The sequence below is a fragment of the Acetobacter sp. ESL1128 genome, assembly GCF_058505085.1.
The window spans coordinates 134,752-152,940 of the sequence record NZ_CP196369.1 but is presented as its reverse complement, the minus strand read 5'-3'; the positions used below and the strand labels follow the sequence as shown (position 1 = coordinate 152,940).

At 59.9% G+C, this 18,189-nt stretch carries 16 protein-coding genes, 1 tRNA gene and 1 riboswitch; of the genes, 10 read left to right on the top strand and 7 right to left on the bottom strand.

The window, feature by feature from the left end; all coding sequences use genetic code 11:
* The first annotated feature begins 103 nt into the window (after window positions 1-103).
* Complete coding sequence (locus ACSYTG_RS00725; protein ID WP_489783527.1) at window positions 104-1,762, top strand: carbohydrate porin; 1,659 nt, start codon at window positions 104-106, stop codon at window positions 1,760-1,762.
* A 107-nt stretch (window positions 1,763-1,869) separates the two neighbouring features.
* Here ACSYTG_RS00725 and ACSYTG_RS00720 read toward each other — a convergent pair whose 3' ends face one another.
* The 3 genes from ACSYTG_RS00720 to ACSYTG_RS00710 all read right to left on the bottom strand — a co-directional run bounded on the left by ACSYTG_RS00720 (window position 1,870) and on the right by ACSYTG_RS00710 (window position 4,634).
* Window positions 1,870-2,595, bottom strand: a complete 726-nt coding sequence (locus ACSYTG_RS00720) for a CbtA family protein (RefSeq protein ID WP_489784248.1) — start codon at window positions 2,593-2,595, stop codon at window positions 1,870-1,872.
* A gap of 30 nt (window positions 2,596-2,625) precedes the next feature.
* Complete coding sequence (locus tag ACSYTG_RS00715) at window positions 2,626-2,844, bottom strand: CbtB domain-containing protein (protein WP_095350652.1); 219 nt, start codon at window positions 2,842-2,844, stop codon at window positions 2,626-2,628.
* A gap of 182 nt (window positions 2,845-3,026) precedes the next feature.
* Window positions 3,027-4,634 carry a carbohydrate porin gene (locus ACSYTG_RS00710; protein ID WP_415421082.1) on the bottom strand — a complete coding sequence of 536 codons (1,608 nt, stop codon included), beginning with the start codon at window positions 4,632-4,634 and terminating at the stop codon, window positions 3,027-3,029.
* A 158-nt stretch (window positions 4,635-4,792) separates the two neighbouring features.
* Window positions 4,793-5,014, bottom strand: a riboswitch (cobalamin riboswitch).
* A gap of 166 nt (window positions 5,015-5,180) precedes the next feature.
* On the opposite strand from ACSYTG_RS00710, the gene ACSYTG_RS00705 reads away from it, so the two are divergent.
* The 3 genes from ACSYTG_RS00705 to ACSYTG_RS00695 all read left to right on the top strand — a co-directional run bounded on the left by ACSYTG_RS00705 (window position 5,181) and on the right by ACSYTG_RS00695 (window position 8,303).
* Window positions 5,181-6,131: a LysR substrate-binding domain-containing protein gene (locus tag ACSYTG_RS00705; RefSeq protein WP_086647106.1), complete on the top strand. Its 951-nt coding sequence runs from the start codon at window positions 5,181-5,183 to the stop codon at window positions 6,129-6,131.
* Window positions 6,132-6,305: 174 nt separating this feature from the next.
* Window positions 6,306-7,592: a 4-aminobutyrate--2-oxoglutarate transaminase gene (gabT, locus tag ACSYTG_RS00700; protein ID WP_489784136.1), complete on the top strand. Its 1,287-nt coding sequence runs from the start codon at window positions 6,306-6,308 to the stop codon at window positions 7,590-7,592.
* A 417-nt stretch (window positions 7,593-8,009) separates the two neighbouring features.
* A complete protein-coding gene (locus tag ACSYTG_RS00695; protein ID WP_489784137.1) occupies window positions 8,010-8,303 on the top strand; it encodes a hypothetical protein in 294 nt (97 codons plus the stop codon).
* A gap of 102 nt (window positions 8,304-8,405) precedes the next feature.
* Here ACSYTG_RS00695 and ACSYTG_RS00690 read toward each other — a convergent pair whose 3' ends face one another.
* Both ACSYTG_RS00690 and ruvX read right to left on the bottom strand, forming a co-directional pair.
* On the bottom strand, window positions 8,406-8,894 hold the full coding sequence (locus ACSYTG_RS00690) for an endoglucanase (RefSeq protein WP_415425200.1): 489 nt from the start codon (window positions 8,892-8,894) through the stop codon (window positions 8,406-8,408).
* Window positions 8,895-8,983: 89 nt separating this feature from the next.
* A complete protein-coding gene (ruvX, locus tag ACSYTG_RS00685) occupies window positions 8,984-9,463 on the bottom strand; it encodes a Holliday junction resolvase RuvX (RefSeq protein ID WP_489784151.1) in 480 nt (159 codons plus the stop codon).
* A gap of 79 nt (window positions 9,464-9,542) precedes the next feature.
* Here ruvX and gatC point away from each other — a divergent pair, with 79 nt between their 5' ends.
* From gatC to ACSYTG_RS00660, 5 genes are all read left to right on the top strand, one after another.
* Window positions 9,543-9,830 carry an Asp-tRNA(Asn)/Glu-tRNA(Gln) amidotransferase subunit GatC gene (gene gatC, locus ACSYTG_RS00680; RefSeq protein WP_025828657.1) on the top strand — a complete coding sequence of 96 codons (288 nt, stop codon included), beginning with the start codon at window positions 9,543-9,545 and terminating at the stop codon, window positions 9,828-9,830.
* The gene (gene gatA / locus ACSYTG_RS00675; protein WP_489784138.1) at window positions 9,830-11,317 is read left to right on the top strand and encodes an Asp-tRNA(Asn)/Glu-tRNA(Gln) amidotransferase subunit GatA; all 1,488 of its coding nucleotides are present in this window, start codon (window positions 9,830-9,832) and stop codon (window positions 11,315-11,317) included. Before gatC ends, gatA begins: the two co-directional genes overlap by 1 nt.
* Window positions 11,314-12,768 (top strand): Asp-tRNA(Asn)/Glu-tRNA(Gln) amidotransferase subunit GatB, encoded by a 1,455-nt coding sequence (gene gatB, locus ACSYTG_RS00670; RefSeq protein WP_095350457.1) that lies wholly within the window; start codon window positions 11,314-11,316, stop codon window positions 12,766-12,768. The genes gatA and gatB overlap by 4 nt, the downstream gene beginning before the upstream one ends.
* 107 nt (window positions 12,769-12,875) lie before the next feature.
* Window positions 12,876-12,968, top strand: a tRNA-Ser gene (locus ACSYTG_RS00665).
* 244 nt (window positions 12,969-13,212) lie between these two features.
* Window positions 13,213-14,022: a phosphatase PAP2 family protein gene (locus ACSYTG_RS00660; protein WP_158093062.1), complete on the top strand. Its 810-nt coding sequence runs from the start codon at window positions 13,213-13,215 to the stop codon at window positions 14,020-14,022.
* A 39-nt stretch (window positions 14,023-14,061) separates the two neighbouring features.
* Here ACSYTG_RS00660 and ACSYTG_RS00655 read toward each other — a convergent pair whose 3' ends face one another.
* Entirely contained in the window at window positions 14,062-15,855 is a 1,794-nt protein-coding gene (locus ACSYTG_RS00655) for an ABC transporter ATP-binding protein (RefSeq protein ID WP_489784152.1), read from the bottom strand.
* 450 nt (window positions 15,856-16,305) lie between these two features.
* Between ACSYTG_RS00655 and nth the strand changes: the two genes are divergently transcribed.
* Window positions 16,306-16,971 (top strand): endonuclease III, encoded by a 666-nt coding sequence (gene nth, locus ACSYTG_RS00650; protein ID WP_489784153.1) that lies wholly within the window; start codon window positions 16,306-16,308, stop codon window positions 16,969-16,971.
* Between the two features lie 104 nt (window positions 16,972-17,075).
* Here the strand turns inward: nth and hemH are convergent, their stop codons facing one another.
* Complete coding sequence (gene hemH, locus ACSYTG_RS00645; protein WP_489784139.1) at window positions 17,076-18,116, bottom strand: ferrochelatase; 1,041 nt, start codon at window positions 18,114-18,116, stop codon at window positions 17,076-17,078.
* Window positions 18,117-18,189: the final 73 nt, after the last annotated feature.

Genomic DNA, 18,189 nt, shown 5'->3' with positions numbered 1-18,189 from the left:
GCCCTTTTTTTGTATTGCAGGGTTGCAATTAAAACATATTTAACTTATCCCCCATTCCCATATTAGTGTTTTTGATAATTATTCGCATATAGGATGCAACCCAATGTCAACCTCCTGTCTGGCGCCGCGCCGCACCCCACCGGGTAGCGGGCACAAAAGCAGAGCATTTTCAAAAACTGTTTTTGTATCACTTGCTTTATCCCTACTCTCCAGCACGGCCGCATTTGCGCAGAATGCGGAGACGCAGCTGGAGCAGGACCGCCGGCGTCTGGGCAATTCCGGCCCTCTGGTGTCCGAGGTTGACCCTGCCACGGTGCGTGACAGCATGCGCGCGGCAGAAGCGGCTGCCTCCAGGAATGATGAAGACCACCCCGACCTGAGCGACCACCTGCTGGGCAATATGTGGGGCGCACGTGACTGGATGGCCCGCCACGGCATTACGCTCGACATCCAGGAAGTGGATGAACTGTGGGGCAATACCTCAGGCGGCACCGCATCGGCAGCCGATGGGGCAAATGGCTCGGGCACCGGCCCGGCCTATGACGGCATGACCATGCCAACCCTGACCGTGGACCTGGAAAAACTCATCGGCCTCAAGGGCGGTATTTTCAATATCAGCGCACTCCAGCTGCGCGGACGCTCGATCTCGCAGGATCATCTGGGCGTGTTCAACCCCGCATCCGGGTTTGAGGCAGACCGCTCAACCCGCCTGTTCGAGCTGTGGTACCAGCAGTCCTTCCTTGGCGGCAAGCTCGACGTCAAGATCGGGCAGCAGGATCTGGATACCGAATTCCTGATCAGTGATTACGGCAGCCTTTACCTCAACTCCAACTTCGGCTGGCCCATGGCGCCATCGGTCAACCTGTATGGGGGTGGGCCGTCCTGGCCGCTGGCATCCCCCGCCATCCGCATCCGCTACCGGCCCACGGACCAGTTTACCGTCATGTTTGCCGCAGCGGATGATAACCCGCCGGGCAACCGCTACAACTCTACCGCCATCCAGCAGGCCACAGGCTCGGATGCAGGGCAGACCAACGACCCGACCAGCCAGAATGCCAACAACAATGCCTCGGGCACCCAGTTCAACATGGGCACGGGGGCGCTGCTCATGACCGAGCTGCAATATGCCATCAACCCCCAGCCTGATGACATGTCCAAGGTCACCAAGGACCCCGGCCTGCCCGGTATTTACAAGCTGGGTGGTTTTTACGACACCGCCAAGTTTGCAGACTACCGCTACAACAAGAACGGGGGCTCGCTGGGAACAGCGGTGCTGAACGGCAGCACCAACCAGCGTGACCTGACCCCGCGCTGGGACCGTGGCAACTGGATGGTTTACGGCATTATCGACCAGATGATCTGGCGTCCCTCGCTCCAGTCTCCCCAGTCTGTGGGTGTGTTTGCCCGTGCCACGGGCAATGGTGGTGACCGCAACCTGATCAGCTTTGCCGTGGATGCGGGGATCAACCTCAAGGCCCCCTTCAAGGGGCGTGACAATGATACGGTGGGCGTGGGCTGGGGCATTGGCCGTGCCTCTTACGGGCAGCGCCAGTTTGACCGGGACTCCGGCACACACCGGCAGGGGAACGAAAACCATCTGGAAGTGACCTATCAGGCGCAGGTCATGCCCTGGTGGGTCATGCAGCCGGACTTCCAGTATGTCTGGAACCCTTCGGGCGGGATCCCTCTCTCATGGGGGGATTCACCCAAACGGATCGGGAACGAGGCCATCTTCGGCCTCCACTCCAGTATTACTTTCTAATCCCCAGGACGTATGGCCTTGTTCTGGCAAGGCCATACGCTCCAACAAAAAAGGGCCACGCAGTTGCGTGGCCCTTTTTTTATACCGGCATAAAGGCTGTTCTAGCGTTAGCGCGCCTGTGCACGCGGGGACTGCAACAGTTTTTCGGCCAGTGCGCCAAAAACCAGCCCCAGAGAGGACCACATGACAAGCTGCATGCCAATGGCTGCCTCGCGGAAGCGCCAGAGCACAATGGCGGGGAAATTACCCGGAACTTCGTTAATGTCTGGCAGACCGAACTGCGCCAGCACCACAAGGGCCAGACCCAAGGCAATGCCGCACAAGGCCGCGTTCCAGCGTCCCAGAGATGCCACCAGCGCCCGACCGACCAGCAGCGAGATCATGGAAATGGCAATGGCAATCCCCACCATGGCAAAATACATGGCTGTACGCAGGCCAATGGTTTCCTCCAGCCCCACAGCGGGTGGGTTGGGCGGATATTTAAGATCGGGGATAAGGACAAAGGTTAAAAAGCCAATACCCGCAAGCAGCAGCGCCAGTACGCGCGGGCTGGACAGGTTCAGGCGTTTGTAAGCCAGAGCAAACACAATGGCGAACGCGCCACCATAGGCCGCACCATACATGAGCACTGCGGTCAGCAGGCCATAGGATGCCTGCACCGAACGGCTGACCAGTTCGGGCTCGGGCGCGATACCTGCCGCGGCGTCCTGTGCGGATTCAAAGGCAATGGCCAGAGCCACCTGTGGCTCGCCAAACAGTTTGGCAAACACAAAGGTCAACAACGCAGCCACAATACCCGCGACCATGCCGCGGGCGAGAAGACGACCAACCATGAGATGAGTTCTTTCCTGACGCCTAGTTATTTAATGGCAGGGGAAGCCAAGAAGGTGGCGGCCGTCATGCACGAATTCATGCACGGAATGGCCAGAAATAAGGGAAGTGGCACCCTGTTCCGCACCCACAAAGTAAATCAGCAGTGCTGCCATGATCAGGCCGAACACGCCCCAGGGCAGAATCTCACGCAGGGGGATGCCCGCATCGGCCACCAGTGCGGGGGCATTTGTATGAACGGATGTGTTCATGGTGTTATCCTTTTCTTTCTTGGCAAGGTGACACAACGCAAAACGTGTGCGGGTCGGTCAGAAAAAACTGCGTACTCTCATGGTTGTCGTGGGTGCATCATAGAATTATGGCATCACACGGCAAGAGTTTTAACCGACGGTCCGCCATCCTCCTGCGTCATTCCCCCCTGCCTGCTGGGTCATTAGAAAGTAATACTGGAGTGGAGGCCGAAGATGGCCTCGTTCCCGATCCGTTTGGGTGAATCCCCCCATGAGAGAGGGATCCCGCCCGAAGGGTTCCAGACATACTGGAAGTCCGGCTGCATGACCCACCAGGGCATGACCTGCGCCTGATAGGTGACTTCCAGATGGTTTTCATTCCCCTGCCGGTGTGTGCCGGAGTCCCGGTCAAACTGGCGCTGCCCGTAAGAGGCACGGCCAATACCCCAGCCTACGCCCACCGTATCGTTGTCACGCCCCTTGAAGGGGGCCTTGAGGTTGATCCCCGCATCCACGGCAAAGCTGATCAGGTTGCGGTCACCACCATTGCCCGTGGCACGGGCAAACACACCCACAGACTGGGGAGACTGGAGCGAGGGACGCCAGATCATCTGGTCGATAATGCCGTAAACCATCCAGTTGCCACGGTCCCAGCGCGGGGTCAGGTCACGCTGGTTGGTGCTGCCGTTCAGCACCGCTGTTCCCAGCGAACCCCCGTTCTTGTTGTAGCGGTAGTCTGCAAACTTGGCGGTGTCGTAAAAACCACCCAGCTTGTAAATACCGGGCAGGCCGGGGTCCTTGGTGACCTTGGACATGTCATCAGGCTGGGGGTTGATGGCATATTGCAGCTCGGTCATGAGCAGCGCCCCCGTGCCCATGTTGAACTGGGTGCCCGAGGCATTGTTGTTGGCATTCTGGCTGGTCGGGTCGTTGGTCTGCCCTGCATCCGAGCCTGTGGCCTGCTGGATGGCGGTAGAGTTGTAGCGGTTGCCCGGCGGGTTATCATCCGCTGCGGCAAACATGACGGTAAACTGGTCCGTGGGCCGGTAGCGGATGCGGATGGCGGGGGATGCCAGCGGCCAGGACGGCCCACCCCCATACAGGTTGACCGATGGCGCCATGGGCCAGCCGAAGTTGGAGTTGAGGTAAAGGCTGCCGTAATCACTGATCAGGAATTCGGTATCCAGATCCTGCTGCCCGATCTTGACGTCGAGCTTGCCGCCAAGGAAGGACTGCTGGTACCACAGCTCGAACAGGCGGGTGGAGCGGTCTGCCTCAAACCCGGATGCGGGGTTGAACACGCCCAGATGATCCTGCGAGATCGAGCGTCCGCGCAGCTGGAGTGCGCTGATATTGAAAATACCGCCCTTGAGGCCGATGAGTTTTTCCAGGTCCACGGTCAGGGTTGGCATGGTCATGCCGTCATAGGCCGGGCCGGTGCCCGAGCCATTTGCCCCATCGGCTGCTGATGCGGTGCCGCCTGAGGTATTGCCCCACAGTTCATCCACTTCCTGAATATCGAGCGTAATGCCGTGGCGGGCCATCCAGTCACGTGCGCCCCACATATTGCCCAGCAGGTGGTCGCTCAGGTCGGGGTGGTCTTCATCATTCTTGGAGGCAGCCGCTTCTGCCGCGCGCATGCTGTCACGCACCGTGGCAGGGTCAACCTCGGACACCAGAGGGCCGGAATTGCCCAGACGCCGGCGGTCCTGCTCCAGCTGCGTCTCCGCATTCTGCGCAAATGCGGCTGCGGGCAAAAGCACACCAGCAACACCTACGGATTGGCACAAAAGCGCCAGACGCCAGCGCATACGGGCTGTTTTTTGTAAAAAAATCATGGAATCAAGCCTGTTTTCCCCACCCCGGAGCGGGGCGTGCTGTTGAATGAAATGCGCGTATGGGAAAAAGGGCCGTCAGGGATAAAGTAGCATGGTCGAGCATCCATCTCCGGCACCCCCGTCCGGCGATCAAGGCATGAGCGGCAACGGCAGGTCTCCTGACTTGCGGATCAACGCATCAGGCCCAACCTTCCCGGTTGCGGGGCAACCAGTGGCAGCGATGCACAACACCGCTCGGGCCAGATACTCTCCGCCTACAGTTGCGGGGGCAGTCGCCGACTGATCTCCCACGGGGGAGAATACGGCATTCCCTTTTATTCCGCTTGCGCGGGACCGTTGGCTATAATGAACTGCGCAATAGCCTATATTTTAACCGATTTGCAACGCAAAAACCCCACCCGCGCCCCATACCGCCCCAACATGGCCAGAGGCAAACATGGGGCGGGTGCTTGCTTTTTGGGCCATTTACCCTCCAATGGCGGGCCAGCCACCCCGGACATGACCCAGCACACCAGACCCATGGACCCACGCTACCGTATTCCCCCCCTGTCCGCCCTGAACGCCTTTGTCGCCTTCGCCCGCACGGGTGGCATCCGGCGGGCGGCCACGGAGCTGCGCGTAGACCACGCCGCCATCAGCCGCCATATCCGCGACCTTGAACTCTCCCTGGGCATCACCTTGCGCGACAAGACCACTGGCGGGCTCACCCAGGCAGGCCAGACCTATTACGACCGCATAGCCCCCCTGCTGGACGGTTTGGCCACGGCCACGGCAGATATGCGCAACCGCGTAGCCCCCCTGACCGTGACCTGCGTGCACGGGTTTGCCTACCACTGGCTGCTGCCCCGGCTTTACGCCTTTCGCAAACTGCACCCGCATATGGAGGTGCAGCTCCGCTCGGTGGATGCCAGTGCAGCCTTCCACATCAGCGGTGTGGAATCCACCAACCATGCCCAGATCGGCTATGTGCGCGATGGCAGCACAACGCCAGAACCACGCACCATCCGGCATATGGCCATTGCCCGCCCGCCGGTTTTTCCCGTCGCATCTCCCCAGTGCATTCAGGCCCTTGGCGGCCAGCCCCACACAACCGAAGACCTGCTGGACGCCCCCCTGCTGCATGAGGAGGACGATACGGAATGGCGGCGCTGGTTTGCAGCACAAGGGGTTCAGGCCGCCACCATTCCCACCGCAGGCAGGTTATGGCAGGCCCATATTACGTTGGCCGCCGCCCGCGCGGGGGAGGGTATAGCCCTTGGCAACCCATTTTTGCTTGGTGATGACCTGCTTAGCGGGCGGCTGGTGCGCGTGCAGCCCACACAAACCCCGCTCAAGGCCACACCGCTGGGGGCCTACGTGCTGCGCGCCTCCGAACAGATGTGGGAAAAACCCTCCCTGCGCACCTTCCGCACATGGCTGATGGAACAGGTTGCGCAGGAGGCGGACACCCCCCTGCCCCCTCCGGCATAAACTGCCAGAAGAACGGGTCTGGCGCCGAAGGATCGGGTGTTGATTTTTCATCACCACCCACGCACCAAAAAAGCGCCTCCCCGCGTGCAATAAAACCACTTACGGAACGAACATGTTTGTCCCGCCCCAAACACGGGCCGGACCATATGACCGCCAACCGGAGCCAAACCTGACATGAGCACCACCAACAAAGACCTGCTGGCCCGCCGTAACAACGCCGTGCCGCGCGGGGTTTCCACCTCCACCCCCGTTTTTGCCGACCGGGCCGAAAACGCGGAGCTGTGGGATGTGGAAGGCCGCCGCTACGTTGACTTTGCAGGCGGTATTGCCGTGCTGAACGTGGGCCACCGCCACCCCAAGGTGATGGCTGCGGTGGCAAAGCAGCTCGAACGCTTTACACACACGGCGTTTCAGGTTTCGGCTTACGAATCCTACATTGAACTGGCCGAAAAGCTGAACGCGCGCGCGCCCTTCTCCGGCCCGGCCAAGACCATTTTCTTCACCACGGGTGGGGAAGCAACCGAAAACGCGGTCAAGATCGCCCGTGCCGCTACCGGCCGTAATGGCGTGATCGCCTTTTGTGGCGGGTTCCATGGCCGCACGCTGCTGGCTTCGGCCATGACCGGCAAGGTACTGCCCTACAAGGCACCTTTTGGCACGCTGCCGGGCGAAGTGTACCATGTCCCCTTCCCCGACCATGACATTACGGTGGAAGACAGCCTGAAAATGCTGCACTTCCTGTTTGCTGCCGATATTGCCCCGAGCAATGTGGCCGCCATTATTATTGAACCCGTGCAGGGCGAAGGCGGGTTCCGTGTGGCCCCCACAGCGCTGCTCAAGCACCTGCGCGCCCTGTGCGACCAGCACGGCATTAAACTGATTGCCGATGAAGTGCAGAGCGGCTTTGGCCGTACCGGCAAGCTGTTTGGCATTGAGCACTCCGGCGTGGAACCGGACCTGATCTCCGTTGCCAAATCCCTTGCAGGCGGCATGCCGCTCTCTGGCGTGATTGGCCGCGCGGACCTGATGGACAGCGTGCCCCCCGGCGGGCTGGGCGGCACTTATGCCGGCGCACCACTGGCCTGCGCCGCAGCCCTTGCCGTACTGGACGTGATTGACGAAGAAAAACTGCTCGACCGCGCCAATGCCATGGGCGAACGCCTGAAGGCACGCATTACCGCATGGCACAAGCGCACGGACATGCTGCCCATCAGCATGCCGCGTGGTCTGGGCGCCATGATCGCCTTTGACGTTCTTGAACGCCACGCAGGTGTGGAACAGCGGGCAGGCTTTGCCTCCAAGCTCTGCGCCAAGGCATGCGAAAAAGGGCTGATCCTGCTGGCTTGCGGCGTGCAGGGTGCGACCATCCGCATTCTGACCCCCCTGACCGCATCTGACACGCTGCTTGATGAAGGGCTGGACATTATTGAACAGATCCTGATCGAAGAAGCCAAAGCCTGATCAGCTCCCCTTACGGGGCTGAACCTGCGGCAAAAGGCGGCTCTCCTTCCCCCACGGGGGCGGGGGAGTCGCCTTTTCTGTATGTCCGGTCACGGGCGGTTGCCTGCACAGGTCAGTCCGGGGTCATAGTCAGGCCATGATTCCCCCTTAGGTTAAAAAAGAATTTAAACCGATGGGGGTCACGCGCATGACCGCGTTTGCAGCCTACTGGCAGGCCGTAAAAACAGGGCTGGGCACGCTCCGCTCCGCGCACCGTACCTTCTGGCGGGTCCGTAACGCGGACCGTTAACGCACGGACCGCACACCGCCCTTAATGCTCCGCAGGGCAGGCATAGCGGATAAAGATTGACATCCCTTTCGCCCCGGATCGACAATACCCCGAGTTTTTAAAACCATCAGATAAGCGAGGCATCCCTTATGTCTTCTTCCATTTCAAATCTGAGCGGCAGCAGTGCTGTGAGCAGCCTGTTTGGCACGTCTTCCTCCTCCAGCACGGCTTCTGGCTCTTCCGCTTCGGGGAGCGGCAGCAGCTCCTCCTCTTCTTCCTCTTCCACCACCACAAGCCAGACATTTAATGCCGATGGGTCCATTACAACCATCGTCAAGGATGCCAGCGGGGACATCCTTTCCAAAACCACAACGGGTGGTTCTTCCGGTTCGGCCTCCGATTCCGCACAGAACGACACCAGCGTACTGGACACCTTCGCCTGATACGGGGCGGGCAGTTCTGGCCTGCCGTGCAGAGCCCATAAAAAAACCCCGCCCTTTCCATTCCGGAGGGCGGGGTTTTTTACAGGCCAGAGTTATCCGGCCTTATTTTTTGTCATCATCCGTAAAGCCGTTACGGATATCGTGCCCGACGGCGGTGCTGGTGTTGCCGATTTTCTGGCCCGTGCGTTCGCCCCACTTGCCTACGTCATGCGCTGCATCGGTGGTGCCGGTTTTGGTTTTGTCCCACGCTTTTTCGGTCCCGGACTTGGTCTTGTCCCAAGCCTTTTCCGTGCCAGATTTGGTTTTATCCCATGCCTTGTCCGTACCGGCTTTGGTCTTGTCCCAAGCTTTTTCGGTCCCGGACTTGGTTTTGTCCCAGGCTTCGGTTGTGCCTTCTTTTGTCTTGTCCCATGCCTCGGTCGTGCCGGACTTGGTTTTATCCCACGCTTTTTCCGTTCCCTGACGGGTGGAGTTCCATGCTTTTGTCAGAGCACCATCTTCCGCATGCACAGGGGCTGCGGGCAGGCTTACAGCAAATACGGCGGCACCCACCATGGTCATTAAAGCGGTAGCAAACGACTGCTTGGTCATTGGGTATTCCTTCTCAAATATCTTGTAACGTCTCTTGTATGCCTAGGTTTGCGGGCCATTTGTGGCAAATGTAAGCCCCTAATCTGGAATCAGAAAGGCGTGATGGCACTGGGCATACTGTCCAGCGCTGCCTGCAAAATATAGGCGGCGGCCAGTTTATCCACCGCTTCCGCCCGCTTGGCGCGGGACAGATCGGCCTCCTGTATGAGCATCCGGTTAACCGCGGAGGAGGACAGGCGCTCGTCCCACAGGCAGGTGGGCAGGCCGGTCTGGGCCGACAGGTCCATGGCCCAGTCCCGGCTGGCCTGCGCCGCCGGACCAAACGACCCGTCGAGCGAGAGAGGCACCCCCACAACCAGCCCCGCCACCCCATGCTCCTGCGCAACAGCACGGATAAAGGTAGCCATCTGCCCCAGCTTGCCGCGCTTTACGGTCTGGAAGGGGGAGGCCACCATGCGGGACACATCGGACAGCGCCAGCCCCACCTGTTTGCGCCCGGGGTCTACGCCCAGAAGGCGGGCATGTCTGGGCAGGGTGGCAGCTAATTGGGGAAGAGTGAGAAGAGTCATGCCCATGGTATGTTGCCTTCCGCGTGATTATGCTAGGTGCAATTCTCTATTCAGACTGAAGAAAGAGGGGCCCACTCTCATGTCGCTAGACCTTGCGACCACCCGACGCATCGCAAAACTGGCCCGTATAGGGCTTGAGGAAAACGAGCTGGAGGCCACGCGCCAGAAGCTTAATGGCATTCTGGGCTGGATTGACCAGCTTGCCGAAGTGGATGTTACCGGTGTGCCGCCCATGGTGGGAACAGAAACCGAAACCCTGCGCCAGCGTGAAGACAAGGTGACCGACGGCAACTGCCGCGATGCCCTGCTGGCCTGCGCGCCCGAAACATCTGGCCCCTTTTATACCGTACCCAAGGTGGTGGAATAATGCTGACCGGTCTAACCCTAACCGAAGCCCGCGCCGGGCTTGCCGCCCGCAAGTTTTCCGCGCGGGAGCTGGCACAGGCTCACCTGAACGCCATTGGCCGCCTGAACACCGCCCTTAACGCCTACATTACCGTTCTGCCCGAAGCCGACGTACTGGCCAGTGCTGACGCCGCAGATGCCCGCTACGCAGCCGGCACGGCCGGTATTATGGACGGCCTGCCCATTGGCGTAAAAGACCTGTTCTGCACCAAGGGCGTGCGCACTACGGCTGCAAGCAAGATGCTGGCCGACTTTGTGCCCCCCTATGAGAGCACGGTCACCGCCAATCTGCTGAACGCAGGCGCGGTGTTCCTTGGCAAGACCAATCTGGACGAGTTTGCCATGGGCTCGGCCAACATCAATTCCGCCTTTGGCCCGGCCACAAACCCGTGGAAGCGCAAAGGGGACGAGGCCACCGCCCTTGTGCCCGGTGGCTCCTCCGGTGGTTCCTCCGCTGCGGTTGCCGCAGGCATGGCGCTGGCCGCAACGGGCACGGATACAGGCGGTTCCATCCGCCAGCCTGCAGCCTATTGCGGTATTGTTGGCCTTAAACCCACCTACGGCCGGTGCAGCCGCTGGGGCACCATTGCCTTTGCCAGCTCGCTCGATCAGGCTGGCCCCATGACCCGCAGCGTGGCCGATGCCGGGCTGATGCTGGAAGCCATGGCAGGTTTTGACGCCAAGGACAGCACAAGCTCCAACCGCCCCGTGCCCGCATTCCACAAAGCCGTGGGCAAAAGCGTTAAGGGCCTGCGCGTGGGCATTCCCGCAGAATACCGCGCACCCGGCCTGCCAGCCGAAATTGTGGCCATGTGGGAACAGGGCATTGCATGGCTGAAGGCCGCAGGCTGCGAAGTGGTGGATGTCTCCCTCCCCCATACGCGCTACGGGCTGACCACCTACTACATTATTGCCCCGGCTGAATGCTCCTCCAACCTTGCACGGTATGATGGCATCCGCTTTGGCCTGCGCAAGGACGCCCCCTCGCTGGATGGTGTATACGAAGCCACCCGTGCCGCAGGCTTTGGGCAGGAAGTGCGCAACCGTATTCTGATGGGCACGTATGTTCTGTCCGCCGGGTATTACGATGCGTATTACCTGAAGGCGCAGAAGGTCCGCACCCTGATCAAGCGTGACTTTGAAAACGCGTTTGAAAACGTGGACGTGCTGCTGACCCCCACCGCCCCGTCCGCCGCCTTTGCACAGGGCGAAAACATGGACGACCCGGTGCAGATGTACCTCAACGACATCTTTACCGTGCCCGCCAGCATGGCCGGCGTGCCCGCACTTTCCGTTCCCGTAGGGCTGAACGATGCCGGGCTGCCGCTGGGGCTACAGGTTATTGGCAAGCATTTTGATGAAGAAACCGTGCTGTCCATTGGCGGCGCGCTGGAAGCGGCGGCAGGCTTTACGCACACGCCATCCGTCCATGCGGGAGCAGGCGCATGAGCTACACGATTGAAGGCCGCACCGGCACATGGGAAATTGTGGTCGGGCTGGAAGTCCACGCACAGGTTATCAGCCATTCCAAGCTGTTCTCGGGTGCATCCACCACCTTTGGGGGGGACCCCAACACACAGGTCAGTCTGGTGGATGCCGCATTCCCCGGCATGCTGCCCGTCATCAACCACGAATGTGTGGCGCAGGCCATTCGCACAGGGCTGGGGCTTAACGCGCAGATCAACCTGTTCAGCCGGTTTGACCGCAAGAACTACTTTTACGCCGATCTGCCGCAGGGCTACCAGATCAGCCAGTTCGAGCACCCCATTGTGGGCAAGGGCACCATCAGCATTGAACTGCAAAACGGGGATGTGCGCGAAATCGGCATTACCCGCCTGCACCTTGAACAGGATGCGGGTAAGCTGCTGCATGATCAGGACCCCACAAAGTCCTTTGTGGACCTTAACCGCTCCGGCGTGGCGCTGATGGAAATCGTGAGCGAGCCTGACATCCGTGAGCCCGAAGAAGCCGGGGCCTACCTGCGCAAGCTGCGCCAGATCCTGCGTTACCTCGGCACCTGCGATGGCAACATGGAAGAAGGCTCCATGCGTGCTGACGTCAACGTATCGGTCCGCAAGGCGGGGGAACCCTTCCGCACGCGCTGCGAGATCAAGAACGTCAACTCCATCCGCTTTGTCATGCAGGCCATTGAGGTGGAAGCCGCCCGCCAGGTGGAAATCTGGGAAAACGGGGGCGAGGTGGACCAGGAAACCCGCCTGTTCGACCCCGGCCGGGGCGAAACCCGCACCATGCGCTCCAAGGAAGATGCGCATGACTACCGCTACTTCCCCGACCCCGACCTGCTGCCGCTGGTGCTGGAACAGGCATGGGTGGACGAACTGGCCACCAAACTGCCCGAACTGCCCGATGCCAAACGCGCGCGCTTTCAGGCCGAATACGGCATTGCCTTTTACGATGCCGGGGTGCTGATAGCCGAACAGGCCGTAGCCGACTATTACGAGGCCGTAGCCCGTGGACGGGACGGCAAGCTGGCAGCTACGTGGGTTATGGGCGACCTGTTTGCCGCCCTCAACCGCACCAGCAACACAATTGAGACCAGCCCGGTCAGTGCTGATGCACTGGGCAAGATGCTGGACCTGATTGCGGACAAGACCATTAACGGCAAAATTGCCAAGGAGGTCTTTGAAGACATGGTGGAAACGGGTGAAAGCCCCGATGCCATCGTGGAAAAGAAGGGCCTGCGGCAGGTTACCGATACGGGTGCGATTGATGCGGCCATTACCGCCGTGCTGGAAAAACACCCCGACAAACTGGCCGAATACCGCTCCGGCAAAGACAAGCTGTTCGGCTTTTTTGTGGGGCAGGTCATGAAGGAAACCAAGGGCAAGGCCAACCCGGCCATGGTGAACGAAGCCCTGAAGACCCATCTGGACGCGTAAAAACGACCAGATAAAAAATAACACCAAATTACGCATCAGGGGGTTTGACGGAACGCGCCAAACCCCCTAAAAGCAGCGATGCAAACGTCGTGTCTGCACTCTTCGGCGGAGGGGTGGCCGAGAGGCTGAAGGCGGCGGTTTGCTAAACCGTTATACGATGTCAAGTCGTATCGAGGGTTCGAATCCCTTCCCCTCCGCCAAAGCCTTCCTGAAATCACATTTATTCTGCTGCAACGTTACTGCAGACCATAAACGTATGGCCTTGCTCAACCTGTCTGTGTTGGACGGCAACGACAATGTATGCCCGCAGGTCGGCCTGATAGATTGGATTTTTCTGGCCTGCGACCTGTAGGCCCCGGCCTTTTTATGCCATTCAGGCTAGACTATAACACAATGGCATAGTTTAGATTCTGAATGTTTCTTATTCCATTCCTTATTTTGGTCATGGCGCTGACAGATATTGCAGGCTGCCACTTTGCCGGACTTGATTTTACCGGCTTTGCAAGACCTTTTCTTATTTGTCTTGTTTCTGCTCCCATCGCAATTTTTTATTCCTTTCTGCGACCTAGCAAAATTATTGTAGAAGCTATTCTTTACGTTCAAGCGTGGATTCTTTTTTCCTTACTGGGATCCATCCAGACCTACCTTGCTTGCACGGTAGGGGGGCCAACGATCGATAAAACCCTCATCACTCTAGACCGTCTTGCCGGATTTGACTGGCCCGCCTGTTTTAGTTTCGTACGGTCTCATTCCATTTTATATAATTTTCTTGCCCTGTTTTACGGCACTCTTCTTGTTCAGATTGTTATCAACATTCTTATATTTTCTTTTTATGGGGACCAGAAAAGAAATAGAAGAATGCTATTGTCTGCTATTGCCGCGATATTTATTTCCAGTTTTATCGTGATAGTTTTTCCATCACTCGGACCATTTTATGCATTCGGATATTACAGCAAAGGTGTGCCGGGAAGTGAATATGTTTATACTTTTCTAGCACTTAGAGACAGTGTGGCACCCCATACATTCTCGCTCGACCACATGGAGGGCCTGTATAGTTTTCCATCTTACCATATTGTTCTTGCTATTATTTTTACTTATTATAACCGCGGTTTACGCAGTTTTTACCCTTTTGCTGCCGTAAACTGCATTATGGCCATATCCACCATTCCCGTAGGTGGGCATTACCTGATGGATGTCCTGAGTGGCGCTCTTGTGGCCTGTGTGGCCATTCCCCTAGCTAATAAACTTGCCTGAAATGACGAGCGCACACCTCATGTCATCCGGTTTTTCATTCTACAGGCTTTGCAGGTTATAGAGCCGCTGGTACAGCCCGCCCTCCTGCTGGACCAGTTGCGCATGGGTGCCGTCCTCCACAATCTGGCCGTGTTCAAACACGAGTATGCGGTCCAGCCCTACAACGGTGGAAAGGCGGTGTGCTACAATCAGCACCGTGCGGCCTTCCATCAGCCGTTCCATGGCCTCCTGCACCAGAGCTTCGGATGCAGAATCCAGACTGGCCGTGGCTTCATCCAGCACCAGAATACGGGCATCGGCCAAAAAGGCGCGGGCTATGGCCACACGCTGGCGCTCCCCGCCTGAGAGCTTGATGCCCCGCTCACCCACCAATGTTGCGTAGCCTTCGGGGAGGCGTTCTATAAAATCTGCCGCATTGGCCAGACGGGCCGCCTGCACAATCTGCTCGGGCGTGGCATCCGGCCTGCCATAGGCAATATTCTCGGCCAGCGAGCGATGGAACAGAACAGGCTCCTGCGGCACAAGGGCAATCTGGCGGCGCAGGTCCGCCTGACACACGCTTTGTGTATCCACACCATCAACCAGAACACGACCGCTGTTTTGGGCATATAACCGCAAAAGCAGCTTGGTAAATGTGGACTTCCCCGACCCCGAAGGCCCGACCAGCCCCACCCGGCTCCCCGGTGCAATATGCACTGACAGGTCAGTAAAAAGGGGTGTCTGCTGCCCCGGATACTGGAATGTCACGTGTTCAAACGCGATTTCCCCATGTGTTACATGCAGCGCAACCGGCTGTGCGGGGTCTGCCACCCCTGCGGGGGTGCGCCAGAGCAGAAGCAGCTCTTCCATCTCGTTCACCGAACGTTGCACAACGGAAACCTGCTGCCCGATCTCCCGCAGGTAGCCCTGCACCAGAAAGGTCATGGTCAGCACATAGGCCACATCCCCCGGCCCTGCCCGGCCCTTGCACCACAGCCAGATAGCCGCAGCCGCCAGAGACAGACGCATGACCACCACGGCCGCGGCCTGAATATTGGCGCTATCCGTGCCGCGTATCCACATCCGCGCGGTTGCGGTGCGCCACTGGTCCAGTATCCGGGCCAGATGGGCTTCCTCCCGCGTTTCGGCCCCGAATGCCTTGACCACGGCGTTGCAGGTCATTGCATCGGCAAGGGCTGCGCCGACCTTGCTGTCCCCCGCATTGGCGGCCTGTGCGGAAGGCGCCACATAATACAGCGTCAAGGTGCAGGACAGCGCCACAAACAGCACCGACAGAACACCAAGCAGCACCCCCATGGCAGGCCAGTGCCAGCCCAGCACAAGGGTTGTCAGCACCAGCAGGCAGAACTCGGGCAGCAGCATGAGCAGGAGCGTGTCGTCCAGCATGTCCACCGCCCACATCCCGCGGGTGAGCCGCCTGACCGTGGAGCCTGCAAAGGTGTTGGCGTGCCAGTCGGTACTCAGGCGCTGCACATGTGCAAACGATTCCGTGCCGATTTTCTGCATGACCCGCGTGGTCAGCCGCGTAATACCCAGATAGGCGTAGCGTTTGGCCAGCACGCTGCCAAAGCCGCAGGCGGCAAGGGCTGCCAGCATCCACAGCGCATCTTCCAGCCGGGTGGGCTGGCTGGCGGGTTCGGCCACATCGGCCACAAGCCGGCCTGCGGCAAGGGGCATGAGCACATCGGCCAGCGTAGCCAGCAGCACTGTGCCCACGGTAACCGCCAGAGGCCGGGGAAAAGCCAGCCACAGGCGCATGACAAAGCCCAGCACGTCCACAAACAAAGACGTTTTGCGCGCGGCAGAGGCTGTGCTGGAAGCAGAAGTGACCATGGACCCAAAAACCCGAAAAAAAGCGTGTGCACCCACGCCAACAGCGCAGGTGTTTAGCCTGTAGCGTGATGGCGCGATATTGCGCAAACCCGCCACGGCTGGAAAAATGGCCGCCCCAGCCCATTTGCAACAAGCAGCCCCATGCCCCCCAAAGCCCCCCGCAAGACCACCCATAACAGGGCCAGCACACAGCCAGCCCCAAAGCAGGATGCCCCCGTGCGACGTACCACCGGGCAAAAGGCCCCTCTGCCGGGCCATACGCCTGAACCTGCACCGGCAGAAGGCACTCCCGCACAGGCCACACTGGCGCCACAGGCCAGCGGCAGGCGCACGGCAAAACCGGCCAGCACCCCGCGTGCCCGCAAACCGGCCCCCGGAACCACAGCCAAACCCCGCGCCAAAGCTGCCAGCCCCAAAGCCCAGACTGCGCCCCAGACCGCCTTGCGGGACATGACAAAGGCAGAGATCCAGCAATTCCTGACCGACCTGTCCCGCGCATGGCCCGATGCCCAGACGGAGCTGCACTACACCACACCCTTTACGCTGCTGGTGGCTGTTGTGCTGTCTGCTCAGGCGACCGATGCCTCGGTCAACCGCGTAACCCCGGCCCTGTTTGCCGCAGCCCCCACCCCGCAGGCCATGGCCGCACTGGGGGACGAGCAGGTGGGCCAGTTGATCCGCACTATCGGGCTATGGCGCAACAAGGCCAAAAACGTTGTGGAACTTTCCCGCCAGTTGCTGGCCGAGCATGACGGGCAGATCCCCCACACGCGGGAGGCGCTGGAAAAACTGGCCGGTGTTGGCCGCAAAACCGCCAATGTGGTGCTGAATGTGGCCTTTAACCAACCCACAGTACCCGTGGATACGCATGTATTCCGGCTGGCCAACCGCTCGGGCCTTGGCCTTGGCCGCACGGTAGAAGCGGTGGAAAAAAAACTGGAAGCGCGTATCCCGCTCCCCATGGTGCGCGACTCCCACCACTGGCTTATTCTGCAAGGGCGGTACGTGTGCAAGGCGCGCAAGCCCGAGTGCTGGCGGTGCGCGGCACAACAGAGCTGCCTGTTCCCCGACAAGACCCCTCTGCCACGCCCCAAAACCCCACGCGCCGCGCCATAACGCGAAAGCCCCACCTGCACGGCTAGCCCGTGCGGAGAACCCCGCAGCCACGCCCGGCAAACCACCACACCCCGGCCTTGGCAGGGGTGCCGGGCAAACCCGCGCTACAGCCAGCCCTGTAGTTCGCGCCGGACCAGTTTTTCCAGCAGGCTGATGCTGGCGGGGCTGTCGTTCAGGCAGGGGACAAGAGTAAAGGACTCGCCACCCGCCTTCATGAACTCCTCGCACACTTCGTGGCCAATTTCATCCAGTGTTTCCAGGCAGTCCGCCATAAAGCAGGGGGTTACCACCGCAATACGCTTGATGCCCTTTGCAGGCAGGCCCGCAATAAAGGGTGCGGTGTAGGGTTCCAGCCATTTGGTTGGCCCAAAGCGGGACTGGAAGGTCATGGGCAGGGTGGTTTCATCCATCCCCAGTTCGGCACGCAGGGCGGCCACGGTGCGGGTACATTCCGCCAGATACGAATCGCCCTTATCCACATACTGGCGCGGCAACCCGTGGAAGGAGGCCACCACCATCTGGAACGGCTGCTCCGCGTGTATCTGCTCCTCGCGGATGGAGGAGGCCACGGCGGTAATAAAATCCGGATCATCGGGGAAGGATGGCACCGTGCGGATGGCAGGCTGGTTGCGCAGCTTCATCAACACCCGGAAGAGCTGGTCATTGGCGGTGGCCGTGGTGGTTGCACTGTACTGCGGGTACAGGGGCAGGCACACAATGCGGTCACACCCCTGCTCCATAAGCGAGCGGAGCGCCTGCGCCACACTGGGGCGGCCATAGCGCATGCCCCATGCCACTGGCACACCATCGGCCTCGAACTGTCTGGCCAGTTTTTCACCCTGATGGCGGGTGTAAGTGCGCAACGGGCTTTCATTCCGTTCGGCATCCCACACACGGGCATAGGCGCGGCCACTGCGCGTGGGGCGGGTGGTGAGAATAACGCCCTGAAGCAGAGGCTGCCAGAACAGGGGCGAGCCTTCGATCACCCGGCGGTCGGACAGGAACTCGGACAGGTAGCGGCGCACGGCGCGGTACCCCGTGCCTTCGGGCGTGCCAAGGTTAAGCAGCAGCACACCCGGCCTGCCATATGGAGGCTGGCCCTGAGCGGGCAGATGTGCCTGTGGCGGAATATGGTGGAAAACCATGCAACCTCTTTTTTCTTTTTTACGGCCCGACCCGCACGGGCCGCCCTGCCGGGTGCTGTGCGCCAGAACACTC